Source organism: Stenotrophomonas sp. 1337, from assembly GCF_031455455.1.
Classification (GTDB): domain Bacteria; phylum Pseudomonadota; class Gammaproteobacteria; order Xanthomonadales; family Xanthomonadaceae; genus Stenotrophomonas; species Stenotrophomonas indicatrix.
Genome location: NZ_JAVDSR010000009.1, coordinates 91,243 through 117,816 on the forward strand (window position 1 = coordinate 91,243; position 26,574 = coordinate 117,816).

At 66.3% G+C, this 26,574-nt stretch carries 21 protein-coding genes and 1 pseudogene; 10 read left to right on the forward strand and 12 right to left on the reverse strand.

Going from position 1 to position 26,574, the window contains the following annotated elements; all coding sequences use genetic code 11:
- Positions 1 to 45: 45 nt before the first annotated feature.
- Positions 46 to 2,469 (reverse strand): membrane-bound PQQ-dependent dehydrogenase, glucose/quinate/shikimate family, encoded by a 2,424-nt coding sequence (locus tag J2X70_RS13780; RefSeq protein WP_309910776.1) that lies wholly within the window; start codon positions 2,467 to 2,469, stop codon positions 46 to 48.
- A 300-nt stretch (positions 2,470 to 2,769) separates the two neighbouring features.
- Here J2X70_RS13780 and J2X70_RS13785 point away from each other — a divergent pair, with 300 nt between their 5' ends.
- The gene (locus tag J2X70_RS13785) at positions 2,770 to 3,309 is read left to right on the forward strand and encodes an adenine phosphoribosyltransferase (protein WP_032951771.1); all 540 of its coding nucleotides are present in this window, start codon (positions 2,770 to 2,772) and stop codon (positions 3,307 to 3,309) included.
- Positions 3,310 to 3,387: 78 nt separating this feature from the next.
- On the opposite strand, the gene dbpA is transcribed toward J2X70_RS13785, so the two are convergent.
- The 3 genes from dbpA to J2X70_RS13800 form a co-directional block, all read right to left on the reverse strand.
- Positions 3,388 to 4,764, reverse strand: coding sequence for an ATP-dependent RNA helicase DbpA (dbpA, locus tag J2X70_RS13790; RefSeq protein ID WP_025875072.1), 1,377 nt, complete (start codon positions 4,762 to 4,764; stop codon positions 3,388 to 3,390).
- A gap of 102 nt (positions 4,765 to 4,866) precedes the next feature.
- Entirely contained in the window at positions 4,867 to 5,139 is a 273-nt protein-coding gene (locus J2X70_RS13795) for a hypothetical protein (RefSeq protein ID WP_309910778.1), read from the reverse strand.
- Positions 5,140 to 5,167: 28 nt separating this feature from the next.
- Positions 5,168 to 6,247 carry a YeiH family protein gene (locus tag J2X70_RS13800; protein WP_309910780.1) on the reverse strand — a complete coding sequence of 360 codons (1,080 nt, stop codon included), beginning with the start codon at positions 6,245 to 6,247 and terminating at the stop codon, positions 5,168 to 5,170.
- Between the two features lie 102 nt (positions 6,248 to 6,349).
- On the opposite strand from J2X70_RS13800, the gene J2X70_RS13805 reads away from it, so the two are divergent.
- From J2X70_RS13805 to J2X70_RS13815, 3 genes are all read left to right on the forward strand, one after another.
- Entirely contained in the window at positions 6,350 to 7,228 is an 879-nt protein-coding gene (locus J2X70_RS13805) for a LysR substrate-binding domain-containing protein (protein WP_309910782.1), read from the forward strand.
- 334 nt (positions 7,229 to 7,562) lie between these two features.
- The gene (locus J2X70_RS13810) at positions 7,563 to 7,769 is read left to right on the forward strand and encodes a hypothetical protein (RefSeq protein WP_202968380.1); all 207 of its coding nucleotides are present in this window, start codon (positions 7,563 to 7,565) and stop codon (positions 7,767 to 7,769) included.
- Positions 7,770 to 7,868: 99 nt separating this feature from the next.
- Positions 7,869 to 9,749, forward strand: a complete 1,881-nt coding sequence (locus tag J2X70_RS13815; protein WP_025875062.1) for an ATP-binding cassette domain-containing protein — start codon at positions 7,869 to 7,871, stop codon at positions 9,747 to 9,749.
- 132 nt (positions 9,750 to 9,881) lie between these two features.
- On the opposite strand, the gene J2X70_RS13820 is transcribed toward J2X70_RS13815, so the two are convergent.
- Positions 9,882 to 10,343 carry a cytochrome c gene (locus J2X70_RS13820; RefSeq protein ID WP_032977578.1) on the reverse strand — a complete coding sequence of 154 codons (462 nt, stop codon included), beginning with the start codon at positions 10,341 to 10,343 and terminating at the stop codon, positions 9,882 to 9,884.
- Between the two features lie 9 nt (positions 10,344 to 10,352).
- A complete protein-coding gene (locus J2X70_RS13825) occupies positions 10,353 to 10,745 on the reverse strand; it encodes a c-type cytochrome (protein WP_140227110.1) in 393 nt (130 codons plus the stop codon).
- 205 nt (positions 10,746 to 10,950) lie between these two features.
- On the opposite strand from J2X70_RS13825, the gene J2X70_RS13830 reads away from it, so the two are divergent.
- The 3 genes and pseudogenes from J2X70_RS13830 to J2X70_RS13840 all read left to right on the forward strand — a co-directional run bounded on the left by J2X70_RS13830 (position 10,951) and on the right by J2X70_RS13840 (position 18,697).
- The gene (locus J2X70_RS13830; RefSeq protein ID WP_025875055.1) at positions 10,951 to 12,102 is read left to right on the forward strand and encodes a MexH family multidrug efflux RND transporter periplasmic adaptor subunit; all 1,152 of its coding nucleotides are present in this window, start codon (positions 10,951 to 10,953) and stop codon (positions 12,100 to 12,102) included.
- A gap of 62 nt (positions 12,103 to 12,164) precedes the next feature.
- Positions 12,165 to 15,620, forward strand: a pseudogene (locus tag J2X70_RS13835) (efflux RND transporter permease subunit); the annotation flags it as partial.
- A complete protein-coding gene (locus J2X70_RS13840) occupies positions 15,617 to 18,697 on the forward strand; it encodes an efflux RND transporter permease subunit (RefSeq protein ID WP_309910788.1) in 3,081 nt (1,026 codons plus the stop codon). The pseudogene J2X70_RS13835 and the gene J2X70_RS13840, both read left to right, overlap by 4 nt.
- Positions 18,698 to 18,892: 195 nt before the next feature.
- On the opposite strand, the gene J2X70_RS13845 is transcribed toward J2X70_RS13840, so the two are convergent.
- The 6 genes from J2X70_RS13845 to ykgO all read right to left on the reverse strand — a co-directional run bounded on the left by J2X70_RS13845 (position 18,893) and on the right by ykgO (position 23,392).
- Entirely contained in the window at positions 18,893 to 20,125 is a 1,233-nt protein-coding gene (locus J2X70_RS13845) for a TraB/GumN family protein (RefSeq protein WP_032951769.1), read from the reverse strand.
- Positions 20,118 to 20,648: a GNAT family N-acetyltransferase gene (locus tag J2X70_RS13850; protein WP_025875048.1), complete on the reverse strand. Its 531-nt coding sequence runs from the start codon at positions 20,646 to 20,648 to the stop codon at positions 20,118 to 20,120. Before J2X70_RS13850 ends, J2X70_RS13845 begins: the two co-directional genes overlap by 8 nt.
- Positions 20,649 to 20,662: 14 nt before the next feature.
- On the reverse strand, positions 20,663 to 21,550 hold the full coding sequence (locus tag J2X70_RS13855) for a carbon-nitrogen hydrolase (RefSeq protein ID WP_025875046.1): 888 nt from the start codon (positions 21,548 to 21,550) through the stop codon (positions 20,663 to 20,665).
- Positions 21,551 to 21,713: 163 nt separating this feature from the next.
- Positions 21,714 to 22,751 (reverse strand): agmatine deiminase family protein, encoded by a 1,038-nt coding sequence (locus J2X70_RS13860; RefSeq protein WP_140227107.1) that lies wholly within the window; start codon positions 22,749 to 22,751, stop codon positions 21,714 to 21,716.
- 39 nt (positions 22,752 to 22,790) lie between these two features.
- The gene (locus tag J2X70_RS13865; RefSeq protein WP_223482678.1) at positions 22,791 to 23,060 is read right to left on the reverse strand and encodes a hypothetical protein; all 270 of its coding nucleotides are present in this window, start codon (positions 23,058 to 23,060) and stop codon (positions 22,791 to 22,793) included.
- Positions 23,061 to 23,266: 206 nt separating this feature from the next.
- Positions 23,267 to 23,392: a type B 50S ribosomal protein L36 gene (ykgO, locus tag J2X70_RS13870; protein WP_005409283.1), complete on the reverse strand. Its 126-nt coding sequence runs from the start codon at positions 23,390 to 23,392 to the stop codon at positions 23,267 to 23,269.
- A gap of 197 nt (positions 23,393 to 23,589) precedes the next feature.
- Here ykgO and cmk point away from each other — a divergent pair, with 197 nt between their 5' ends.
- The 3 genes from cmk (at position 23,590) to J2X70_RS13885 (ending at position 26,549) form a co-directional block, all read left to right on the forward strand.
- Positions 23,590 to 24,267, forward strand: coding sequence for a (d)CMP kinase (cmk, locus tag J2X70_RS13875; protein ID WP_025875034.1), 678 nt, complete (start codon positions 23,590 to 23,592; stop codon positions 24,265 to 24,267).
- A gap of 201 nt (positions 24,268 to 24,468) precedes the next feature.
- Positions 24,469 to 26,154, forward strand: a complete 1,686-nt coding sequence (rpsA, locus tag J2X70_RS13880; RefSeq protein WP_025875032.1) for a 30S ribosomal protein S1 — start codon at positions 24,469 to 24,471, stop codon at positions 26,152 to 26,154.
- Between the two features lie 89 nt (positions 26,155 to 26,243).
- Complete coding sequence (locus J2X70_RS13885; protein WP_005409286.1) at positions 26,244 to 26,549, forward strand: integration host factor subunit beta; 306 nt, start codon at positions 26,244 to 26,246, stop codon at positions 26,547 to 26,549.
- The last annotated feature ends 25 nt before the right edge of the window (positions 26,550 to 26,574 follow it).

Below are 26,574 nucleotides of genomic sequence, written 5' to 3' on the forward strand. Positions count from 1 at the left end.
GTACCCACGCGGCGCAGCCTGCGAGGCTGCGCCGCGTGGCGCCGGTCACTTGCGCTCGGGCAGCGCGTAGGCGATCACGTAGTCGCCACGGTCCGGTGACTGGCGTGCGCCACCGGCGGAAATCACCACGTACTGGCGACCGGTCTTCGGCGACACGTAGGTCATCGGCGTGCCCTGGCTGCCAACCGGCATTCGAGCCTTCCACACTTCCTCGCCGGTGCGGCTGTCATAGGCGCGAAGGTAGTAATCCTGCGTACCGGCGAAGAACAGCAGGCCCGACTGTGTGGCCAGCGAACCGCCCAGGGTCGGCATGCCGATCGGAATCGGCAGGCCCATCTTGATGCCCATCGGCCCGGTGTCCTTCACCGTGCCCACCGGCACCTGCCAGACCAGCTGGCGGGTGGCCAGGTTGATCGCCGACATCGTGCCGAACGGCGGTTTCTGGCAGGGAATGCCCAGCTTGGACAGGAAGCGGTCGCGCAGCGAGCCGTACGGCGTGCCGGTCTGCGAGGCCGCACCCATTTCCACGCCACCGTCGCCGCTGGTCATCTGCGCGCGCGGGATCAGCTTGGTCCACAGGCCCAGGCGCATGTCATTGACGAACAGGTAGCCGGTGGTGGGGTCGACCGAGGCGCTGCCCCAGTTCATGCCACCCAGCGAACCGGGCCACTGCAGCGCGAGGTCTTCGCCCGGCGGCGTGTACATGCCGTCGTAGCGGAACTGCTTGAACTGGATGCGGCACAGCATCTGGTCGATCGGGGTGGCGCCCCACATGTCCGACTCGGTCAGCGTCTGCGCGCCGATCTGCGGCAGGCCCACCGACAGCGGCTGGGTGGCGGCATAGCGTTCGCCCTGCGCATTGCCCTGCGGCGCGGGGATGTTGCGCACTTCGCTGATCGGCACGCCGGTCTGGCGATTGAGCATGAAGATCTGCCCGGCCTTGGTGATCTGCAGCAGGGCCGGCAGCGTGCCGCCCTTGCCGTCGGGCACGTCGGTCAGGGTCGGCTGCGCGGGCAGGTCGTAGTCCCACAGATCGTGGTGCACGGTCTGGTAGACCCAGCGCTCCTTGCCGGTGGCCACGTCCAGCGCAACCACCGCCGAACTGTACTTGTCATCCTGCGGGGTGCGCTCGCCGGCCCACTGGTCAGGCGTGGTGTTGCCGGTGGGCAGGTAGACCAGGCCCAGCTGCGGGTCGTAGGCCATCGAGGTCCACACGTTCGGCGTGGCGCGCGTGTAGTGGATCGACGGATCCAGCGGCACGTCCGGGGTTTCCCTGGAAAGATCCCAGACCCAGGCCAGCGCGCCGGTGCGCACGTTGTAGGCACGCACCACGCCGGACGGCTCACCCACTTCGATGTTGTCGGCCACGCGGCCACCGACCACGATCAGTTCGCCGGCCACCAACGGTGCGGCGGTGAGGGTGTAGAAGCCCGGCTTGATCTCGCCCATGCCGGCCTTCAGGTCGACCACGCCGTTGCTGCCGAAGTCCGGGCACAGCGCGCCGGTCTTCGCATCCAGCGCGAACAAGCGCGCATCGATGGAGGTCATCAGGATGCGCTTCTCGCACAGCGCCGGGCCCGTGCTGGCCGTTTCGGCGGCCGGCAGCGGCGCAGGTGCCGGAGCGGCTGCATCTGCCGCAGACGGTGCGGTGGTTGCGTCGAAATAGCCCAGACCGCGGCAGCGTTGCCAGTTCGGCGCGGTGGCCTTGGGGTCGAAGGCCCAGCGCTGCTTGCCGGAATCGGCATCGATGGCGATCACCTGGTTGTGCGGGGTGCACAGGAACAGGGTGTCGCCGATCTGCAGCGGGGTGTTCTGGTCCTCGGCACCGAAACCGTTGCTTTCCGGCACATCGCCGGTGCGCGCCGTCCAGGCAACCTGCAGTTCCTTCACGTTGGCCGGGGTGATCTGGTCCAGCGCGGCAAAGCGGGTGCCGGCGGTGGTGTTGCCCCAGTGCATCCAGTCGCGCTGTTCAGCGCCCTTGGCCACCGGCACCACCGGCGGCGTGGTGCCCTGCGCGGTCTGTACCGGGCGCGGCTGGAACGCCGACACCGCAGTGCCCAGCAGGCCAACCAGCAGCACGGCGGCCACGCCATAGGCGCCGCGACCGGCAACCTGGCCTCGGCTGCGGCGCAGCACCGGCCACGCCAGGGCGACCAGAAGGGCCAGCACCGCCGGCATCACCAGCCGCGACACCAGCGGCCAGAAATTCCAGCCGGCATCCACCAGTGCCCACAACAGCGTGGCCAGGAAGGCCAGGCCGTACAGCAGCGCACCGTTCGGCCGGCGCATCGCCAGCAGTACGCCGGCTACCGCCGACACCGCACCCATCAGCAGGAAATACCAACTGCCCCCCAGCTGCACCAGGCGTACACCGCCGACCAGCAGAGCCAGGCCGAACAGGGTCACCAGGATGCCGAGCAGGACCACCAGCACACGGCACAGGGCCGGAACTCTCGTCGTCTCGTCCACGTTGCATGAACCTCATTGCGAAAAACCCGCGCGGAGGCGGGGAAAGCCCCGCGCGCGCCAGGCGTGGCGGGGGCCAACGGCATCCCGGGCGGCTGCGGGCCGTGACAGCGGGCAGGCGTCGGCCTGCTTATGACGCAGGCTGGGTGAATGACCGGTTAGGGCGATTATCGCACGCGTGTGCGATTTTGGCGTGATGCCCCACGGCGCCATCGGTGGAACGCAGCGGCGCAGTGGTGCCGGGAACGGGCAGGGCACGGGCGAACCGGTTACCCTATGCCGCCATACAAGCTGGTAGCTGCAATGACCGACGCCACCGTGGCCGTCCCCGCCTGGGCCTCACGCCTGCGCGACATCGCTGATTTCCCGAAGCCGGGCATCCTGTTCAAGGACATCATGCCGCTGCTCGCTCACAGCGAGGACTTCCGTGGCGCGATTGTGGCGATGGCCGATCGCTGGCGCGATCAGAAGCTGGACGCGGTGGTCGGCATCGAATCGCGCGGCTTCATCCTCGGTGCGGCCATGGCGCTGGAACTGGGCGTGGGCTTCGTGCCGGTGCGCAAGCCGGGCAAGCTGCCGGGCAAGGTGCTGCGTGAGGAATACACCCTGGAATACCGCAGCGACTGCATTGAAGTGCATGCCGACGCGCTGCCCGCCGGTGCGCGCGTAGCGATCATCGACGACGTGCTGGCAACCGGCGGTACGCTGGTTGCTGCGTTGTCGCTGGTGCGCCGCCTGGGCGTGGACGTGGTCGGCGCCGGCGTGCTGGTCGAACTGGACGGCCTGGGCGGCCGTGGCCGCTGGGAAGCGGATCTGCCGCTGCACACCGAACTGGTGTTCTGATTGCGTCGCCGGGCATGGCCCGGCGCTACCCACGGCAAGCAGGTAGCGCCGGGCCATGCCCGGCGGATGTCCTGCCCGTTACATCATCCGCACGCGGAAACGACGGCCCTTGATCTTGCCCGCTTCCAGCTTCGCCACCGCCTTGTTGACCTGCTCGCGGGCGATCGCCACGTAGGAACGGGTCGGGAAGATCGCGATCTTGCCGATGAACTTGGCCGACAGGCCGGCATCGCCGGTGAGGGCGCCGAGGATGTCGCCTGCGCGCAGCTTGTCGGTCTTGCCGCCATCGATGCGCAGGGTGCGCATCGCCGCCTGCGGCAGCTCGGCCGGGCGCGACGTCGCCAGCGGCGTCTTCTGCCAATCCAGCGGCTCGCCGCGCTGTGCTTCGATGGCGTCGGCGCGGTTCTTTTCGCGGCCCGCCACCAGACTGATCGCCAAGCCACTGGCGCCGGCACGACCGGTACGGCCGACACGGTGCTGGTAGCTCTCGACGTCGGTCGGCAGCTCGTAGTTGATCACCGCAGCCAGTTCTTCCACATCCAGCCCGCGTGCGGCAACGTCGCTGGCAACCAGCACGTTGCAGCTGCGGTTGGCCAGGCGCAGCAGCACTTCCTCGCGGTCGCGCTGTTCCATGTCGCCATGCAGGGCGAGCGCGGAGAAGCCGAACTGCTGCAGCGAGTTGGCCACTTCGTCCACGTCCTTGCGGGTGTTGCAGAACACCACGGCCGATTCGGGCGTGTACTTCAGCAGCAGGCCGGCCAGTGCCTTCTGCCGGTGTGCCGGTTCGACTTCGCAGAACAGGTGGCGGATGGCCGGGGCCTGGTCGGCGCCTTCCACAGTCACTTCCACGGCATCGCGCAGCAGGTCGCGGGCCATGGCGCGGATGGTGTCGGGGAAGGTTGCCGAGAACAGCAGGCTCTGGCGATCGCGGTGGGTACGGCCGGCGATCTCACGGATCGGTTCCTCGAAGCCCATATCGAGCATGCGGTCGGCTTCATCCAGCACCAGGGTGCGCACGGCGCCCAGATTCAGTGCGCGCTTGCGCGCCAGTTCCTGCACGCGGCCGGGCGTGCCGACCACCACGTGCGGGTCGTGGCTTTCCAGCGACGCCAGCTGCGGGCCCAGCGGCGTGCCGCCGGTCAGCAGCAGCAGCTTCAGGTTGGGGATGCCGGTGGCCAGCTTGCGGATCTGCTTGGCCACCTGGTCGGCCAGCTCGCGGGTGGGGCACAGCACCAGCGCCTGTACGCGGATCAGGCTGGGGTCGATGGATTGCAGCAGGCCAAGACCGAAGGCGGCGGTCTTGCCGCTGCCGGTCGGGGCCTGGGCGATCACATCGCGGCCATCAAGGATGGCGGGCAGGCTCTGCGCCTGGATCGGCGTGAGGGTGGTGTAGCCGAGGGCATCCAGGCCGGGCTGCAGGGCCGGGCTCAGCGGCAGGGTCGAGAAATCAGTCATGGCGCATTGTACCTGCGCGCGCGCCCGGTCCCGCCGTCGTTCACGATTGTGGGGGCGCCCGGTAGCGGGCGACCTTGGTCGGCACCTTGGCCGAACGTTCCCTCAACCCAGCCCGATGACCACCAGCCGCGCAGCCATCGCCTGCAACTGCTCCGGGGTGGCCGGTTTTCCAGCGACCCCGGGCTCCAGCAGCAGCTGGTGGAACCACGGGTTGGCGTGCCGCGTGTCGACGTCGAACGAACAGGTTGCCTGCACGCCCATCACCGCCTGAACGATCTCGACCAGCGTGTCTTCGGCTTCATCGACATTGCCCCGCCCATAGCGATCATCCAGCAGGCGCAGCGGGATCTGCAGCAGGGCGGGGGAGACTGGCATGCCTCAAGTCTAACGATCCACGTTGCCCTCAGCCCTGCACCGCCAGCACACCCTGGTGGATCGCCAGGCCACCCAGCAGCAACCAGGCGAACAGGATCGATGCCAGCAGCAGCGGCTTCAACCCGGCCTGGCGCAGCGCAGACACATGGGTGGTCAGGCCCAGCGCGGCCATCGCCATGGCCAGCAGCACGGTATCCAGCTGCACCAGCCCGGCCTGCACACCCACCGGCAGCAGATGCAGCGAGTTGAGCCCGGCAACCGCCACGAAACCGAACGCGAACCACGGCACCACGATCCGGGCCTTGCCACCGTCCGCCGCCGCCTTGCCACCACGGGCCAGCCACAGCGACAGTGCGATCAGGAACGGTGCCAGCAGCATCACCCGCACCATCTTGGTGATGACCGCGGTATCGGCGGCTGACTCGCCCACCGCACGTCCGGCAGCCACCACCTGTGCCACTTCATGCACGGTGGCGCCGGTGAACAGGCCGTACTGCCGCGCGTCCATTGCCAGCCAGCCGTGCGACTGCACCAGCGCATACAGCGCCGGGTACAGGAACATGGCCAGCGTGCCGAACACCACCACCGTCGATACCGCCACCGTCACCTGCGCAGCGCGGCCGCGCACCACCGGCTCTGCGGCCATCACCGCCGCTGCACCGCAGATCGCGCTGCCGGCACCGATCAGCATGGCGGCCTCGCGCTCCATCCTGAACACCCGTACACCCAGCCAGCACGCCAGGCCGAAGGTGCTCGCCACCACCAGCACGTCCATCAGCACGCCGGCGACGCCGACGTGGCCGATGTCCTGGAAGGTCAGCCGCAGGCCGTACAGCACGATGCCCGCACGCAGCAGCCAGTGCTTGGAGAAGCCCACGCCCGCCGCGCTGGCGGGGGCCAGTCGCGGGTACACGGTGTTGCCGACCACGATGCCGGCGACGATGGCGACGGTCAGCGCACTCAGGCCATGCGCCTGCAGCCAGGGCAGCTCGGCCAGGTACAGCGACGCCGCCGCCACCAGGCCGACCAGCAGCAGGCCGGGCAGGCGCAGTTGCCAGCGCTGGCGCAGGGCGGGCAGGGACCAGGGGGACAGGGCAGGCGCGTTCATGGCGGGTGGGGTGCGGGAGAGAGGCGTACAGCCTGCATCCATGCGATTGACCCGTAAAACGAATAATATCGGTGAAACCTACCCATAACACAGGTAACGGACATGCGCCTGACGCTCCGCCAGCTGCAGGTCTTCGTTGCCATCGCCGACCAGGGCAGCACCACCGCCGCAGGCCAAGCCATCGCGCTTTCCCAGTCCGCCAGCAGCGCCGCCCTGCAGGAGCTGGAAGCGCACTTCGGCACGCCGCTGTTCGACCGCATCGGCCGTCGCCTGGCGCTGAACGGCCACGGCCGGGCCTTGCTGGAGCCGGCGCGCGCGCTGTTGGTCAATGCCGCCGATCTGGAGCGGCAATTGGCGGCGGGCGGTGACCCGTCCCAAGGCGCGCCGCTGCGGCTGGTGTTGGCGGCCAGCACCACCACCGGCAACTACCTGCTGCCGCCGCGCATCGCCGAGCTGCTGCGGCAGGCACCGCAGGCCGAGGTCGATCTGCGCATCGACAACAGCGCAGGCGTGGTGGCGGCCGTTCAACGGCTGGACGTGGATGCAGGACTGATCGAAGGCCCATGCCACGAACGCGGGCTGCAGGTGACCGCCTGGCAGCAGGACCCGCTGGTGATCGTGGCGGCTGCCGATGCGCCCCCGCGCTGGTCCCTGGATGAACTGCGCGCAGCGCGCTGGCTGTTGCGCGAACCCGGCTCAGGCACCCGCGAGGCTGTCGAACAGGCATTGCTGCCGCATCTGCGCGGCTTCGCCCAGACCCTGCAGCTGGGCAATACCGAAGCCATCAAGCAAGCCGCCATCGCCGGCCTCGGCCTGGCCTGCCTCTCGCGCCATGCCCTGGAAGAACCCTTGGCCCTCGGCCGCCTGCGCATCCTTGAAACGCCATTGCCGGCCCTGCACCGCACGCTGTGGCTGGTACGCCACCCCGGCAAGCGATGGTTGCCGGGGTTGCAGGCGTTGTTGGGGGACGTGTCGGGATAGGGCCGACTGTTGTCGGCTGATCTTCACGAACCGCCTTGAACTGCCGAAGGATTCACGGTCTCCTGCATTGTCTTCGAGCAAACAGGGGTGGGATGCTGCATGCTTCGCTTCGCGCGTCGTGGCCCTCTGCCTTGCCGCGCACGGTGGCCCGCAGGAGTGGAACATGCATGCAATAGACAGACTCTGCAGCGACCTTGGCTTGCCGTCTGGCAACGCATGCACCCAGGATTGGGCATACGAGCTTCCGGAGGAGTATCGAACCCTGGCATGGCTGGACAGATACCTGCAGGCGTATCACGCAGGGGGCTATCCACTGGATGCCAGGAAGGAGTTGATGACCCTCGCGCTTGATGTGAGCAATGATCTGCTGTCTTCTGGCGCTGGACCGGCGGATCGCAGCATCGTCGCCGTGCTGGCTGCGCTTTCCGAAGACCGTCACGAGCACCGCGATCTGATCGAGTACTGGTCGATCGAGGGGGAGCCGTTGGGGGACTGCTTTGCATTGACCCCTGAGGTCAGAAAGATCAAGGCTGCAACCTGATCCGCGGCGACATTGTTGCCACGCGGCACGTCAAGCAAGCTCGCCCTTACGGGGGCCGTCACCCCGCCAGGCAGGCCCGGCAACCCGTACAATAGTCAGATGCCTCTGATTACTCTGCAAAACGTCGACTTCAGCGTCGGCGGCCCGCTGTTGCTGGAAAAAGCCGAACTGTCGATCGAGCCGGGCGAGCGTATCGCCCTGATCGGCCGCAACGGCGCCGGCAAATCGACCCTGCTCAAGCTGCTGTCCGGCGACCACAAGCCCGATGACGGTGAAGTGCGCGTGCAGCAGGGCGTGCGCGTGACTCGCCTGGAGCAGGAGGTGCCGCACGGCGCCGCTGGCTCGGTGTTCGACGTCGTCGCCGATGGCCTGGGCGAACTGGGCCAATGGCTCGCCGAATTCCATCACCTCAGCCACGCCGACGTGTTCGATGGCGAAGCGCTGGGCAACGTCCAGGCCAAGATCGATGCCGCCAACGGCTGGGGCCTGGACCAGCGCGTCAGCGAGACCCTGACCAAGCTCGACCTCGATGGCGACGCGGAGTTTGCGCGCCTGTCCGGCGGCATGAAGCGCCGCGTGCTGCTCGGCCGCGCGCTGGTCTCCAGCCCCGACCTGCTGCTGCTGGACGAACCGACCAACCACCTCGACATCGAAGCCATCGACTGGCTCGAAATGTTCCTCAAGAACTGGAACGGCAGCGTGGTGTTCGTCACCCATGACCGCCGCTTCCTGCGTGCGCTGGCCACCCGCATCGTCGAGATCGACCGCGGCCAGGTCACCAGCTGGCCGGGCGACTGGGCCAACTACGAGCGCCGTCGCGAAGAACGCCTCAACGCGCAGGCCCAGGAAAACGCACGGTTCGACAAGCTGCTGGCGCAGGAAGAAGTGTGGATCCGCCAGGGCATCAAGGCACGCCGCACCCGCGACGAAGGCCGCGTACGCCGCTTGAAGGCGATGCGCAACGAGCGTTCCGCGCGCCGCGACCTCAGCGGCAACGTCAAGATGGAAGCGGCCCAGGGCGTGAGCTCGGGCAAGAAGGTCATCGACATCAAGGACATTTCGTTCGCCTTCGGCGATCGCACGATGGTCCGCGATTTCTCCACCACCATCCTGCGTGGCGACCGCATCGGCCTGATCGGCCCCAACGGCAGTGGCAAGACCACGCTGTTGAAGCTGCTGCTGGGCGAACTGCAGCCGCAGCAGGGTGAGGTCAACGCCGGCACGAATCTGCAGGTCGCGTACTTCGACCAGTACCGTGCAGTGCTGCGCGAAGACTGGAGCGCGATCGAGAACGTGGCCGAAGGCCGCGATTTCCTCGAGTTCAACGGCAAGCGCAAGCACGTGCACGCCTACCTGCAGGACTTCATGTTCACCCCCGAGCGCGCGCGCGCGCCGATCACCCGCCTGTCCGGTGGCGAGCGCAACCGCCTGCTGCTGGCCAAGCTGTTCGCGCAGCCGTCCAACCTGCTGGTGATGGACGAACCGACCAACGATCTGGACGTGGAAACCCTGGAGCTGCTGGAAGAGCTGCTGGGCGAATACAACGGCACGTTGCTGCTGGTCAGCCATGATCGTGACTTCATCGACAACGTGGTGACCTCCACGCTGGTGATGGAAGGCGATGGCGTGATCGGCGAGTACGTGGGCGGCTACAGCGACTGGCAGCGTTACGCGGCCAGCGTGGCCGCTGCGCCTGCGGTGGTTGCTGCCGCCAAGCCGGTGGTCGCTGCCCCGGCGGCTGCTGCGGAACCGGCAGCGCCCAAGCGCAAGCTTGCCTACAAGGAAGCGCGTGAGCTGGAACAGCTGCCGAAGACGATCGAAAAGCTGGAAGGCGATGTCGAAGGGCTTACCTCGGCAATGAACGATCCGTCGTTCTACACGCGCAGCAGCGCCGAAGTGACCGCGCACACCCAGCAGCTGGCCAAGGTGCAGGCTGAACTGGATGCCGCGTACGCACGCTGGGAAGAGCTGGAAGGCTGATCGCCGGCCGGATTCAGTAGATCCACGCCATGCGTGGATATCCGGATACGTGCGGACCAACGGTCCGCACCCACCAACCAACGGTCCGCACCCACCGGCCAACGGTCCGCACCCACTGGGGCGGGCCGGCGGTCATTTGACCCCGTGCAGATCCCGCAGCTGGCTCGGCCGGCTGCCGAAGTACGCGGCCAGATCGGCGATGTCCTGATCGCTCAGGTCCTTCGCCTGCGGTGTCATCAGCGCATGCTGGCGATCACCGGCACGGTAGGCCTGCAGCGCATGCGCGAGGTAATCGCCGTATTGACCACCCAGCTTCGGATAGGTCGGATCGATCGGCGCATTGCCGTCGGCACCGTGGCAATCGATGCAGCTCTGGCTGGTGGCCTTGCTCTTGACCTTGGCGCGGGCCTCGCCGGCGGCTTCACGCCCGGCAGGCAGGCCCGCGGAGGAGGACGATCCGTGCTCGCCGCTGGCGTGGCCGGGATCGCCGGCGGATTTCTCGCTGTTCTCCACCTGTGACTGCGAGCAGGCCGCCAGCAGCAGGGCGACGGACAGGGCGATGGCGTGACGCAGTGGATGCGCGGCTTTCGACATGGGCGGGCCTTACTTGACGGTGGACAGGTAAACAGCGAGATCGGCGATCTCCTGTTCGCTGAAACTCATCGACTGCGCCTGCATCGTCGGATGCCGGCGCTTGCCCTGGCGGTACTCGGTCAGGGCCTGGGTCAGGTACTGCTGGGTCTGGCCACCGATCTTCGGTACCCGGTAACTGGGGTAGGCGTTCTTGTAACCGGTGATGCCGTGGCAACCCTGGCAGGTGTAGGCCAGCACACGGCCATTGTCGAAACTGCCGGTGGGCGTGGCAGCCGCCGGCACAGGGGCCGGAGCCGGTGCCGGGGCGGGTGTTGCTGCAGGAGCAGGTGCGGGCTGTGCGGCGGCCCCGAGGGGCAGGAGGACGGCCAGAGCGAGACAAGCGGCGAGCGGCTGCGGGCGCATGGTGTCTTTTCCGGGGATTCGGGTCTGGTCGTTCCGGCGTGGGGTACGGAACGACCCGAGTATAGCCTCAGGTTTCATCTAGCTGAAATGGGGTCGGCCCGACCGGCGTCGTGAAGACACCATGACCTTTGGGATATGGTGTTGCCGTGAAGTGGTGCATTACTTTGCTACCACACCTGCCCACGCATCCTCCAGGGATCTGACGATGTCGCACCAAACCTTCCTGCCCGGCCCCCGCAGCGGACTCTGCGCTGCCGCGCTGCTGCTCTCCACCTCCCTGCTGCTGAGCGGTTGCGCCGCTGGGCCCAACAACGAGGCCAAGGCGGCCGAGACCAAGGACGAGAAGAAGGTCGACGCGGTGCCGGTGGAAGTGGCCGTGGCCAGCCATCGCGCGGTGGCCGCCAGCTACACCGGAACGGCGGCACTGGAGCCGCGCGCCGAATCGCAGGTGGTCGCCAAGACCTCGGGCGTCGCGCTGGCGGTCCTGGTCGAGGAAGGGCAGCGGGTCAGCGCCGGGCAGCCTCTGGTGCGGCTGGATCCGGACCGCGCACGCCTGGCCGTTGCCCAGAGCGAGGCGCAGATGCGCAAGCTGGAGAACAACTACCAGCGCGCACAGAAGCTGGTCGGCCAGCAGATGGTCAGCGCTGCCGATGTCGACCAGCTGCGCTACGACCTGGAAAACGTGCGCGCGCAGTACCGCCTGGCCACGCTGGAACTGTCCTACACCACCGTGGTCGCACCGATTTCCGGCGTGATCGCCTCGCGATCGATCAAGACCGGCAACTTCGTGCAGATCAACACGCCGATCTTCCGCATTGTCGACAACTCGCGGCTGGAAGCCACCCTCAACGTGCCCGAGCGCGAGCTGGCGACCTTGCGTGCGGGCCAGCCGGTCACGCTGTCGGCCGATGCGCTGCCGGGCCAGACCTTCACTGGTGTGGTGGACCGTATCGCGCCGGTGGTGGATTCGGGCAGCGGTACCTTCCGTGTGGTCAGTGCTTTCGACGGTGCCGCGCAGTCGCTGCAGCCGGGCATGTTCGGTCGTATCCGCATCGACTACGACCAGCGTGCCGATGCACTGGTGGTGCCGCGCCTGGCACTGCTGGACGATGGTGAGCCGGCAGTGTTCCGCGTGCGCGAGGGCAAGGTCGCGCGGGTGCCGGTCAAGCTTGGCTACGCCGAAGGGCCGTGGGTGGAAATCCGTGAGGGACTGGCGGCGGGTGACCAGATCGTCACCGCCGGCAAGGTCGCCCTGCGCGACGGCACCGCGGTGCAGGTGATCGCCGATCCGAAGGCCAAGGCGAAGACCGTAACCGCCTCGGCCAAGCCGGCAGAGAAGGCCGGGAGCACGCAATGACCGCGCCCGGCCACGACCACGGTGCCTCGCCCGGGAGCGATGGCGCCGCCGCAGGCATGCGTGGCGGCCTGGTGGAGTTCGCCACCCGCCGCCGCGTCACCATCGCCATGTGCACGGTCACCCTGCTGCTGTTCGGCCTGATCGCACTAGGCAACCTCAAGGTCAACCTGCTGCCCGACCTGAGCTATCCGACGCTGACCGTGCGCACCGAGTACACCGGTGCGGCGCCGACGGAAATGGAAACCCTGATCACCCAGCCGGTCGAAGAAGCCGTGGGCGTGGTCAAGAACCTGCGCAAGCTGAAGTCGGTCTCGCGTACCGGCCAGAGTGATGTGGTGCTCGAGTTCGCCTGGGGCACCAACATGGACCAGGCCAGCCTGGAAGTGCGCGACAAGATGGAAGCGCTGAACCTGCCCCTGGAAGCCAAGGCGCCGGTGCTGCTGCGCTTCAATCCGTCCACCGAGCCGATCATGCGCCTGGTGCTGTCGACCAAGGCCGCGCCTGCGACCGACGAAGAAGCGATCCGTGAACTGACCGGCCTGCGTCGCTATGCCGACGAAGACCTGAAGAAGAAGCTGGAGCCGGTTACCGGCGTGGCGGCGGTGAAGGTTGGCGGTGGCCTGGAAGACGAGATCCAGGTCGACATCGACCAGCAGAAACTGGCCCAGCTCAACCTGCCGATCGACACCGTCATCAAGCGGTTGAAGGAAGAGAACATCAACATTTCCGGCGGCCGCCTGGAGGAGGGCTCGCAGCGCTTCCTGGTGCGCACCGTCAACCAGTTCGCCGATCTGGAAGAAATCCGCAACCTGCTGGTCACCACCCAGTCCGCCAACGGCAGCGCGGCCGACTCGGCGCTGCAGCAGATGTTCAACATCGCTGCCTCTACGGGCTCGGCTGCAGCCGTCGCCGCCGCTTCCGCTGCGCAGAGCGCTTCCTCTGGCGGCGCCTCCAGCGTGGTCGCCAACGGCGTGCCGGTGCGCCTGAAGGACGTGGCCACCGTGCGCCAGGGCTACAAGGAACGCGAAGCGGTCATCCGCCTGGGCGGCAAGGAGTCGGTCGAACTGGCGATCTACAAGGAAGGCGACGCCAATACCGTGGCCACCGCCGAAGCGCTGCGCAAGCGTCTGGAGCAGATCAAGGCAACGTTCCCGGCCGATGCCGAACTGACCACGATCGAAGACCAGTCGCGCTTCATCGAGCACGCCATCGCCGACGTCAAGAAGGACGCGGTGATCGGCGGCCTGCTGGCGATCCTGATCATCTTCCTGTTCCTGCGCGACGGCTGGAGCACGTTCGTGATCAGCCTGTCGTTGCCGGTCTCGATCATCGCCACGTTCTTCTTCATGGGCCAGCTTGGCCTGAGCTTGAACGTGATGTCGCTGGGCGGCCTGGCACTGGCCACCGGCCTGGTGGTGGATGACTCCATCGTGGTGCTGGAGAGCATCGCCAAGGCGCGCGAACGCGGCCTGGGCATCCTGCAGGCGGCGATCGCCGGTACCCGTGAAGTGAGCATGGCCGTGGTCGCCTCGACCCTGACCACCATCGCGGTGTTCCTGCCGCTGGTGTTCGTCGACGGCATCGCCGGCCAGCTGTTCCGCGACCAGGCGTTGACCGTGGCTATCGCCATCGCGATTTCGCTGCTGGTGTCGATGACCCTGATTCCGATGCTGAGCTCGCTGAAGGGTCGGCCGCCGCTGGCCTTCCCGGAAGAAGCCGCAGCCGAGCCGTGGCAACCGCAGAGCCGCTGGCAGAAGCCGGTCGCACTCGGCCGTCGTGGTGTGGTGGCGACGATGCGCTGGAGTTTCTACGCGCTGGCATGGCTGGTGGTGCGCCTCTGCCGTGGCGTGGCTGCAGTGGTCGGCCCGGTGATGCGCAAGGCCAGTGACATCGCCATGAAGCCGTATGCCGGTGCCGAACGTGGCTACCTGCGGCTGCTGCCGCGTGCGTTGGCCCACCCTGGCAAGGTGCTGGGCCTGGCTGCGCTAGCGTTTGTCGGCACGATGGCGCTGGTGCCGATGCTCGGCGCCGACCTGATCCCGCAGCTGGCGCAGGACCGTTTCGAAATGACGGTCAAGCTGCCGGCCGGCACGCCGCTGAAGCAGACCGATGCGCTGGTGCGTGAGCTGCAGTTGGCGCATGGCAAGGGCGAAGGCGTGGCATCGCTGTACGGTGTCAGCGGCAGCGGTACCCGCCTGGATGCCAGCCCGACCGAGAGTGGCGAGAACATCGGCAAGCTGACCATCGTGATGGAAGGCGGCGGCAACCCGCAGACCGAAGCGGAGATCACCGAGCGCCTGCGCGACACCATGGGCCAGCACCCGGGTGCGCAGGTGGACTTCGCGCGGCCGGCGTTGTTCAGCTTCTCCACGCCGCTGGAAATCGAACTGCGTGGGCAGGACATGGCAACCCTGGAAGTGGCGGGCCAGCGCCTGGCGGCGCTGCTGCGCGGCAACGCGCACTACGCCGACGTCAAATCCACCGTGGAAGAGGGCTTCCCGGAAATCCAGATCCGCTTCGACCAGGAGCGAGCCGGTGCACTGGGCCTGACCACGCGGCAGATCGCCGATGTGGTGGTGAAGAAGGTGCGCGGCGATGTCGCCACCCGCTACAGCTTCCGCGACCGCAAGATCGACGTGCTGGTGCGCGCGCAGGAAACCGATCGTGCCAGCGTGGAGAGCATCCGCCGGTTGATCGTCAATCCGGGCAGCACCCGTCCGGTCACCCTGGATGCGGTTGCCGACGTGGTGGCCACCACCGGCCCCAGCGAGATCCATCGTGCCGACCAGACCCGGGTGGCCGTGGTCTCGGCCAACCTGCGCGACATCGACCTGGGCGCGGCCATGCGCGAAGTACAGCAGATGGTGTCCGAACAGCCGCTGGGCGCTGGCGTGGGCCTGCACATCGGCGGCCAGGGCGAGGAACTGGCACAGGCGGCGAAGTCGCTGATCTTCGCCTTCGGCCTGGCGATCTTCCTGGTCTACCTGGTGATGGCCTCGCAGTTCGAATCGCTGCTGCATCCGTTCGTGATCCTGTTCACCATCCCGCTGGCGCTGGTCGGCGCGATCCTGGCGTTGATGCTGACCGGCAAGCCGATTTCGGTGGTGGTGTTCATCGGCCTGATCCTGCTGGTCGGCCTGGTCACCAAGAACGCGATCATCCTGATCGACAAGGTCAACCAGCTGCGCGAGGCCGGCGTTGCCAAGCACGAGGCACTGGTGGAAGGTGCGCGTTCGCGCCTGCGGCCGATCATCATGACCACCCTGTGCACGCTGTTCGGCTTCCTGCCGCTGGCGGTGGCGATGGGCGAGGGCGCCGAAGTGCGCGCACCGATGGCGATCACCGTGATCGGTGGCCTGCTGGTGTCGACCCTGTTGACCCTGCTGGTGATCCCGGTGGTGTACGACCTGATGGACCGCCGCGGCGATGCCTACTACCGCGAACGCGGTCGCAAGCATGCCGGTGAGGGCCTGCACGGTGCCGAGGGCAGTGCGTCGGGTGCGGAGGAACCGGCATGAGCGTTGCCGAGTTCTCCATCCGCCGCCCGGTCACCACCATCATGTGTTTCGTGTCGCTGGTGGTGGTCGGCCTGATCGCCTCGTTCCGGCTGCCACTGGAAGCGCTGCCGGACATCTCCGCACCGTTCCTGTTCGTGCAGATTCCCTATACCGGCTCCACGCCGGAAGAAGTCGAGCGGACCATCATCCGGCCGGTGGAGGAGTCGTTGGCGACGATGACCGGCATCAAGCGCATGCGGTCGTCGGCGACCTCCGAAGCTGCGTCGATCTTCATTGAGTTCAGTGACTGGGATCGTGATATCGCCATCGCCGCCTCGGACGCGCGCGAGCGCATCGACGCGATCCGCAGTGACCTGCCTGACGATGTGCAGCGCTACAACGTGTTCAAGTGGTCCAGCAGCGACCAGCCGGTGCTGAAAGTGCGCCTGGCCAGTACCACCGACCTGACCACCGCCTATGACATGCTCGACCGCGAATTCAAGCGGCGTATCGAGCGGATTCCGGGCGTGGCCCGGGTCGAGATCACCGGCGCGCCACCGAACGAGGTGGAGATCGCGATCGATCCGAACCGCCTGAACGCCCACGGCATGAGCATCAACGAGCTGAGCGATCGCCTGCGCACGCTGAATTTCTCGATCTCGGCCGGGCAGATCGACGACAACGGCCAGCGCGTGCGCGTGCAGCCGGTGGGCGAGATCACCGACCTGCAGGAAATGCGTGACCTGGTGATCAATGCCAAGGGACTGCGCCTGGGTGACATTGCCGATGTGCGGCTGAAGCCGGCGCGCATGAGCTATGGCCGCCGTCTGGATGGCAATCCTGCCGTCGGCCTGGACATCTACAAGGAACGCAGCGCCAACCTGGTGGACGTCTCGCGCGGCGCGCTTGCCGAGGTTGAGGCGATCCGCGCGCAGGCATCGATGCGCGACGTGCAGATCAAGGTGATCGACAACCAGGGCAAGGCGGTGACCTCGTCCCTGCTGGAGCTGGCCGAGGCCGGCGGCGTCGGCCTGATCCTGTCGGTGACGGTGCTGTTCTTCTTCCTGCGCCACTGGCCGTCCACGTTGATGGTGACCCTGGCCATTCCGATCTGCTTCACCATCACCCTGGGCTTCATGTATTTCGCCGGCGTCACGCTCAACATCCTGACCATGATGGGCCTGCTGCTGGCCGTGGGCATGCTGGTCGACAATGCCGTGGTGGTGGTCGAGAGCATCTACCAGGAACGTGAGCGGCTGCCGGACCAGCCACGCCTGGCCTCGATTATCGGCACCCGTAACGTTGCCATCGCGCTCAGCGCCGGCACCTTGTGCCACTGCATCGTGTTCGTGCCCAACCTGTTTGGTGAAACCAACAACATCAGCATCTTCATGGCGCAGATCGCGATCACCATCTCGGTCTCCCTGCTGGCCTCGTGGCTGGTGGCGGTCAGCCTGATCCCGATGCTGTCCGCACGCATGGCCACGCCGAAGCTGGTGCACTCGCAGACCGGCGTGATCGCGCGCCTGCAGCGCCGCTACGCGCAGCTGCTGGACTGGTCACTGCGCCATCGCGGCTGGAGCCTGCTGGGCATCCTGCTGGTGGTGCTGGTCAGCCTGGTGCCGATGAAGCTGACCAAGATCGACATGTTCGGTGGCGATGGTGGCAAGGACATCTTCATCGGCTACATGTGGAAGGGCGCCTACACCTACCGGCAGATGTCCGAGGAAGTGGCCCGCGTCGAAGGCTGGATCGAGCAGAACCGCGAGCGCCTGCACGTGCAGCAGGTCTATTCCTGGTACAGCGAACAGGAAGGCAGTTCGACCGTGGTCACCCTGGACGAGAAGTACGCCAAGGACATCAAGGCGCTGCAGGAAGAGCTGCGCAAAGGGCTGCCGAAATCCGCGCGTACCGACTACTTCGTCGGCAACCAGGGCGGTGATGGTGGCGGTGGCGGCAACCAAGGCGTGCAGGTGCAGCTGGTCGGCGACTCCAGCGCGATGCTGCAGGAGATCGGCCAGGAAGTGCTGCCGCTGCTGGCGCAGCGCGCCGAGCTGCGCGATGTGCGCATCGACAACGGCGAGAAGGGCGGCGAGCTGAAAGTGCACGTCGACCGCGAGCGTGCAGCGGCGTTCGGATTCAATGCCGAGCAGGTTGCCAGTTTCGTTGGCCTGGCGCTGCGTGGTGCACCGATGCGCGAGTTCCGTCGTGGTGACAACGAAGTGCCGGTATGGGTGCGCTTCGCCGGTGCCGAACAGAGCAGCCCTGAAGACCTGGCCGGTTTCAGCGTGCGCACCGGCGATGGCCGCAGCGTACCGCTGTTGAGCCTGGTCAGTGTCGATGTGGGTTCATCAGCGACCCAGATCGGTCGCACCAACCGCCAGACCACGTTGACCATCAAGGCCAACCTGGCCGAGAAGATCACCGCACCGGACGGCCGCAAGGCCATGGAAGCAGTGCTCAGGCCGATGAACTTCCCGGCCGGCTACGGCTTCACCTTCGATGGCGGCGACTACGGCGATGACAACGAGGCGATGCAGCAGATGGTGTTCAACCTGCTGATCGCGCTGGTGATGATCTACGTGGTGATGGCCGCAGTGTTCGAATCGCTGCTGTTCCCGGCGGCGATCATGAGCGGCGTGCTGTTCTCGATCTTCGGCGTGTTCTGGCTGTTCTGGATCACCGGCACCTCGTTCGGGATCATGTCCTTCATCGGCATCCTGGTGCTGATGGGCGTGGTGGTGAACAACGGCATCGTGATGATCGAGCACATCAACAATCTGCGCCGGGGCGGGATGGGCCGTACCCAGGCGCTGGTGGAGGGCTCACGCGAGCGTCTGCGCCCGATCATGATGACCATGGGCACGGCGATCCTGGCGATGGTGCCGATCTCGCTGACCGATACACAGATGTTCGGCAACGGGCCGGAGTACTCGCCGATGGCGCGTGCGATTGCCGGTGGCCTGGCGTTCTCTACCGTGGTCAGCCTGCTGTTCCTGCCGACGATCTACGCGGTGCTTGATGACCTGCGCAATGCGGTGGTGCGGCTGATCCAGCGCGCTCGCGGCCGCGAGGTCGTGGCGGGAACCCCGGTGTAGGTGTAGTGGTCGAGCTTGCTCGACCGGAGGGGCGGAAACGTGTTGTGGTGGGGGGAGACCGGTCGTAGTGGGGCGGTCTCCCCTTTTTTTTGCCGGGCATGGCCCGGCGCTACCATCGCCGTGGATGTAAATGACGTGCCAACCAAAGTTGGCACCTACCGGTAGCGCCGGGCCATGCCCGGCGGGGCAGGGCGATCAGCTCGCCACCTTGCTCCACACCTTGCCCGCGGTCAGCCACAGGCCCAGCATGCTGCCCAGGTTGGTCAGCATGAAGGTCAGCACCACGCGGGTGACACGGTTGCGGTACCAGCCCTTCAACGACTGTGCATCGTCACGCAGCTTGAGGAAATCCTCGTAGGTCGGCTTGCGCAGGCGCGCTTCCACCAGTGCCGCGAATGCGCCGGTGGGGATGCTCAGGCGGAACGGCTTGAACGGCGCCACCACGATCGCGGTGAGGATGCTCAGCGGGTGGCTGCCGGCCACCAGGCAGCCCAGGCCAGCCAGGCCGCCGGTATACATCGCCCAGGTCGCCAGCAGTTCGGTGCCCACGCCCAGTCCACCACGATAGAAGCCGACACCGATGCCGGTGGCCACGATGGCGAGGATTGCCAGGGTGAACCACGGGATGTTGCGCTTCTTCGGCACCGCTTCCAGCTGCTCGCGCAACGGCGCAGGCGCCTCGGTATCGGTTTCCAGGTAACGCGCCAGGCCGGCCAGATGGCCGGCGCCGACCACCGCCAGCACTTCGCGCTGCTGCGGATCATGCGCTTCGCGCAGGCGCGTGGCCATGTAGCGGTCGCGCTCGCCGATGATCGTTTCGTACAACGCCGGGTTCTCGCTGGCGAACTCGCCGAAGCTCGATTCCAGCATGTCGCCCTGCTTCAGCTTCTCGATCTCGTCTTCGCCGACATCCTCGGACGAGAACAGGCCGGCGCCAAGCCCGGCGACCAGCTTCAGCTTGCCGAAGAAGCCCAGTCGCTGCGAAGCACGGCGGAATGTCAGGCCGACTTCGCGGTCGATCAGGTGCACCGGCAGGTTGCGCTCGCGCGCCAGGTCCACCGCACGCTTGAGTTCCGCGCCCGGCTCGATGCCGAGCTGTTCGGCCAGTCGGCGCTGGTAGGCCGACAACGCGAGGTTGGCCGCGAACAACGCGACGCGGCCCTTGCGGATCACTTCCACCAGGTCCAGTTTGGCCAGCGTGTCCGGGTCGCTCAGCGCCTGCAGGCGCTGCGGGTCCAGCTCGACGGCCACCGCATCGAATCGTCCGCTGTCGATGGCTTTCTCCACCGCCTCGACGCTGGCATGGGAGACGTGGGCAGTGCCCAGCAGGGTGTAGCGCACGCCATCGCGCTCGACGACGCGCACTGGCTGGCCGGCGAACAGATCGTCGCCGGTTTCGGGAAGGGTTTCGGTCATGGAATCATTCATTGGAAGGAGCGGAATCGGCGCCATCGCCGAGCGCGCGCTGCATCTGTACGGTGTCCAGCCAGCGGCCGTGCTTGCGGCCGAGGCCACGGAACACGCCCACCAGCTGGAAACCGAAGCGTTCGTGCAGCTTGATGGAGGCCGTGTTGGTCGGCTCGCCGATCACCGCCACCATCTGTCGATGACCGCGCGCGGTGCACGCATCGATCAGTGCCTGCAGCAGGCTGGTGCCGACGCCACGGCCCTGGAAACGGGCATCGACGTAGACCGAGTTCTCAACGGTCCACTGGTAGGCGATACGCGTGCGGTAGGTATTGGCATACGCATAGCCGGCAACCTGGCCGTCGACCTCGGCCACCAGGTAGGGGAAGCCGCGGTCGATGATGTCGCGCATGCGGCGCAGCATCTCGGCCTGGTCAGGGATCTCGTACTCGTAGGTATTGACGAAGTCGGTCACTTCCACCGCGTAGATCGCGGTGATCGCAGCGATGTCGGCAGGGCCGGCATCACGGATGAGTACGGCCATGCGCGGGCTCCGGGTCAGTCGATGTAGCGCTTGAGCAGGTCGCCGTAGGCGTCGATGCGACGATCACGCAGGAACGGCCAGATGCGGCGCACGTGTTCGCTGCGCTGCAGGTCGACCTCGCACATCAGGATGGTCGCGTCGGTGCCGGCTTCGGCCAGGAACTCGCCCTGCGGGCCCAGCACGTGGCTGTTGCCCCAGAACTGGATGCCCGAGGCGCCCAGCGGCGAAGCCTCGTGGCCGACGCGGTTGCAGCTGAGCACCGGCACGCCGTTGGCTACGGCATGGCCACGGTGGCTCAGTACCCAGGCGTCGCGCTGGCGGGTCTTTTCGTCCTGCACATCATCCGGGTCCCAGCCGATCGCGGTGGGGTACAGCAGCAGCTCAGCACCGGCCAGCGCCATCAGGCGCGCTGCTTCCGGGTACCACTGGTCCCAGCACACCAGCACGCCGAGGCGGCCGACCGAGGTGTCGATCGGCTTGAAGCCGATATCGCCCGGGGTGAAGTAGAACTTCTCGTAGAAGCCCGGGTCATCGGGAATGTGCATCTTGCGGTACTTGCCCAGCAAGGTGCCGTCCTTCTCGAAGACCACGGCGGTGTTGTGGTACAGGCCGGCAGCGCGGCGCTCGAACAGCGAGCCGACCAGCACCACGCCATGCTTCTTGGCCAGCGCGCCCAAGCGCTCGGTGCTCGGGCCCGGAATCGGCTCGGCCAGGTCGAATTCATCGACCGATTCGTGCTGGCAGAAGTAGGGACCGTTGTGCAGTTCCTGCAGCAGCACCAGCTTCGCGCCCTGCGCCGCGGCGTCGGCAACACGCGCTTCGATCACCGCCAGGTTGGCGGCGGCATCACCGTGGTTGCGCTCCTGGATCAGGGCGACGGTAAGGGGGCTGCGCGAGTTCATGCGGGGCGATCCTGCGGGGGAAAACCCGCATGTTAACGCGGATGCGCCACGACAGCGTGTTGGCTGCTGAATGGTGCACGCAACCGGTAGCGCCGGGCCATGCCCGGCGGATTTTCCAGATGCCGCCGCGCTCGCCGGGCATGGCCCGGCGCTACCGCGTGGTTTATGCCTTCAACAGCCCAGCCGGCAGCTGCATGGTGATGCAGTGCAGGCTGCCGTTCTGCCAGATCAGCGAGCGGCACGGCACCTGCACGATCTCGCGGCCAGGGTGGGCCTGTGCCAGCACGTCGCGGGCCAGGTCATCGGCCGGGTCGCCATAGGCCGGCATCAGCACCGCGCCGTTGACGATCAGGTAATTGGCATACGAAGCAGCCAGGCGACGGCCTTCATCGATCACCGGCTGTGCCCACGGCAGCGGGAACAGGCGGTACGGCTTTCCGTCAGCGGTGCGCAACGCGGCCAGCTCGGTGCCCATCGCCTGCAGCTCGGCGTAATGCGAGTCGCTGGCGTCGTCGCAGGCCTGGTAGACGATGCTGTCGGCCGAGGCGAAGCGGGCGAGGGTGTCGATATGGGCGTCGGTGTCGTCGCCTTCCAGATAGCCATGATCCAGCCACAGCACGCGCTTCTGCTGCAGCCAGTCGGCCAGGTCGGCGCTCAGGCTGTCGCGGTCACGGTCGGGATGGCGCTCGTGCAGGCACTTCCAGGTGGTCAGCAGGGTGCCTTCGCCATCGGTCTCGATGCCGCCGCCCTCCAGCGCGAACGGAATGCTGCGCACCGTCGCGTCGTTGAACACGCCGGCCTGGTCGAGCGCGCCGACCAGCTGGTCATCCAGGGTGGCGTCGAACTTGCCGCCCCAGCCGGTGAAGCGGAAGTCCAGCAGCTGGAAGCTGCCGTCGGCACGGCGCAGGGTGATCGGGCCCGAATCACGCAGCCAGGTGTCGTCGTAGGCGGCGGTGGTGAAGTGGACCTTGTCCATGTCGATGCGGTTGGAGCGCAACCGCATTTCGGCGTAGGTCTCCACGTCATCGTCGGCCACGCAGATCAGCACCGGCTGGAAGCGGGTGATCGCTGCAACCAGGGCGATGTAGGTCTCTTCCACCTGGCCCAGGCGGTCGGCCCAGTCGGTGTCGGCGGTGGGCCAGGCAATCAGGACGCCGCTCTGGGCTTCCCATTCGGCAGGAAAACGAAGGGTCTGGTTCATGGTCTCGCTACACGCGCCCGCCGGTGGCGGGCATGGGGGTCAACGGATCGGCGGCTTGGGGCCGATTTCGTTCGGATCCGCCTGGTTTGCCACCACGTCGATCACCTTCTGCTTCTCGAAGTAGACGGTGAACTGCGGGTACACCCAGCGGTGGATGGTCGGCCATTGCCGTTTCTGCCCGCCGCGCGGCTGCAGCTGCTCTGCCGGCGCGCCGAACTGCGACTGCACCTGCTGCATGCTCTGGCCGCGGACGGGCAGCGCGCCGGCCGGCTTTTCGCGGGCGCGGTCGACAAGCAGGGTATCGGCCATCGCCGGAGTGGCGGCAGCCAGGGTGGCCAGTACGGCCAGGGTGCACAGGTAACGCGTCATCTCGATCTACTCCCCAGTGGTCAAGAACAGCGATTACAGCAAAAACGGCAGGAAAAAACCGCATAAACAAAAAACCGCCCGAAGGCGGCTTTTTGCATCGGGTCGGCCCCGCGTGGGGCCAGCCGCGGTCACAAGGACCGTTGGGCTTAGCGCTGACGCGCCTTGAAACGCGGGTTCGACTTGCAGATGACGAAGATCTTGCCACGACGACGCACGACCTTGCAGTCACGGTGACGGGCCTTCGCCGACTTCAGGGAGGACAGAACTTTCATGGCATACCTCGGCGTAAACAGTAGTTGTTCGGGTGGAGCGTGGCCGCGATATGCGAAAGACAATCGGCAGTGGACGCTCGTTCAAGCCCGCCATTCTACCGGGCTTTTCCCCATGGTTTCAAGTGGTTGCACAAAAGGCCCGTTACGGGGTGTCCGGCAGGGGCTAGAATGCCCCCTTCACACGCGCAAGGACCCCCATGAATCCACTCGTTCCCGTCCTGACCATCGACGGCCCGTCAGGGGCCGGCAAGGGTACCATCAGCCGCATCGTGGCGCGCCGGTTGGGCTGGCACTACCTGGATTCGGGCGCTCTGTACCGCGCGGTCGGCGTGGCGGCCAGCTGGGCCGACATCGACACCTCCGATGCCTCCGCGCTGGTGCGCTGTACCTTTGATACGCATGTCCAGTTCGTCGAGCAGGGCGATGGCATGCGGGTCCTGGTCAATGGCACCGATGCCACCGACGAGCTGCGGCTGGAGACCACCGGGGCGCTGGCGTCGGCGATTGCCGCCATCCCCGAGGTCCGGGCCGCCCTGAAGGAGCGCCAGCGCGCATTCAGGATGGAGCCGGGGCTGGTCGCCGACGGCCGCGACATGGGCACGGTGATCTTCCCGGACGCCCCCTACAAGGTCTTCCTGACCGCCAGTGCCGAGGAGCGCGCCGAGCGCCGGCATAAGCAGTTGAAAGACAAGGGGGTTTCTGTTAACTTTGAAGACCTCCTGCGCGAGATCATGGCCCGCGACGCCCGTGATGCTCAGCGTACCGTGGCGCCCCTGAAGCCGGCAGACGATGCTGTCCTCATCGACACCACAGGCATCGGCATCGAAGATGTCGTTGCCAGAGTGATGGATCTGCTTCCGGTTCCGGCTGCCTGATCCGTTCGCGCGGGAGCTCTGCCAGCAGCATCGGTGGAGGTCGCGCATCTGCAGTGCTGTAAAAGCTCCGTCGCGCAATGATGCGTGGCGGTTTTCCTACTTCCACACACGACCTGCATTTCCGGGGTCGACCAACAGGCGGGCGGTAGCCATTCCCTGAAGGGAAGCCAACCGACCCATGTGTCCAACAGAGTAAATCTAATGACCGAATCATTTGCCGAACTGTTTGAAGCCAGCCAGGCCAACCTGGCCAAGCTGAAGCCGGGCGCCATCGTCAGCGGTACCGTTGTTGAAGTCCGCGGCGACGTCGTGGTGATCAACGCCGGGCTGAAGTCGGAAGGCATCGTGCCGATCGAACAGTTCCGTAACGACGCTGGCGAAATCGATGTTGCCGAAGGCGACATCGTCAAGGTCGCCCTCGACTCGATCGAGAACGGCTTCGGTGAAACCGTCCTGTCGCGCGAGAAGGCCAAGCGCGCGATGGTGTGGGACGAGCTGGAAGAAGCGTTGGAAAAGAACGAAACCATCACCGGTCGCATCAGCGGCAAGGTCAAGGGTGGTTTCACCGTGGACATCAAGGATGTCCGCGCCTTCCTGCCGGGTTCCCTGGTCGATGTGCGCCCCGTGCGCGATCCGGCCTACCTGGAAGGCAAGGAGCTGGAATTCAAGCTCATCAAGCTTGACCGCAAGCGCAACAACGTCGTGGTCTCGCGCCGCGCTGTCGTCGAAAGCGAGCACTCGGAAGAGCGCGAGCAGCTGATGGACAAGCTGCAGGAAGGCGCGATCCTGAAGGGTGTCGTCAAGAACCTGACCGATTACGGCGCATTCGTGGACCTGGGCGGCATCGACGGCCTGCTGCACATCACCGACATGGCATGGAAGCGCGTGCGCCATCCGTCCGAAGTCGTCAATGTCGGCGACGAGCTGGACGTGCGCGTGCTGAAGTTCGACCGCGAGCGCAACCGCGTTTCGCTGGGCCTGAAGCAGCTGGGCGAAGATCCGTGGGATAACATCGCCCGTCGTTACCCGGCCAACAGCCGCGTGTTCGGCAAGGTCTCCAACGTCACCGATTACGGCGCATTCGTCGAAATCGAGCCGGGCGTCGAAGGTCTGGTGCACGTTTCCGAGATGGATTGGACCAACAAGAACGTCAACCCGTCCAAGGTTGTGCAGGTCGGTGACGAAGTTGAAGTCATGGTCCTGGACGTCGACGAGGAGCGTCGCCGCATCTCGCTGGGCATGAAGCAGGTTGCCGCCAATCCGTGGGAAACCTTCGCTGCCACCCACAAGAAGGGTGACAAGGTGTCGGGCCAGATCAAGTCGATCACCGACTTCGGCATCTTCATCGGCCTGGACGGCGGCATCGACGGCCTGGTTCACCTGTCCGACATCAGCTGGGCGACCACTGGCGAAGACATCGTTCGCAACTTCAAGAAGGGCGACAACCTGGACGCAGTCGTCCTGGCCGTCGATCCGGAACGCGAGCGCATTTCGCTGGGCGTCAAGCAGCTGGAGCAGGATCCGTTCGGCCAGTACATGGCGACCAATCCGAAGGGCTCCAAGGTCGAAGGCGTGGTGAAGGAAGTCGACGCCAAGGGCGCGATCATCGAGCTGTCCGACGGCATCGAAGGCTATGTTGCAGCTCGCGACATCGCCAACGAGCGTGTTGACGACGCGACCCAGCACCTGAAGGTCGGCGACAAGGTTGAAGCCAAGTTCGTGGGCATGGATCGCAAGGGTCGTACCCTGCAGCTGTCGATCAAGGCCAAGGACGACGCGGAAATGCGCGAAGTGCTGGAGGAATACCAGTCCTCTTCGGCTTCCAGCGGCACCACCCAGCTGGGCGCGCTGCTGCGTGCACAGCTGAACGGCAACAAGTCCGAGTAATATCGGCCTTACGCTGTTCGTTGTTTCCTGGACGGCCCGGGCACTGCCCGGGCCGTTTCAGGCTGAGATGCCCCTGATGTGAGCCGGTAATGACCAAATCCGAACTGATCGAAATCCTTGCGCGCCGGCAGGCGCACCTGAAGGCCGATGATGTCGATCTGGCGGTCAAGTCATTGCTGGAAATGATGGGGGGCTCACTGTCGGCCGGCGATCGCATCGAGATCCGCGGCTTTGGCAGTTTTTCGCTGCACTACCGTCCGCCGCGCCTGGGGCGCAACCCGAAGACCGGCGAATCGGTTGCCCTGCCGGGCAAGCATGTCCCTCATTTCAAGCCAGGCAAGGAATTGCGCGAGCGGGTCAGTAGTGTGCTGCCGCTGGACGCAGATCCGGCCTGAGCCATCCGTCGCGCGACTTCGTGCG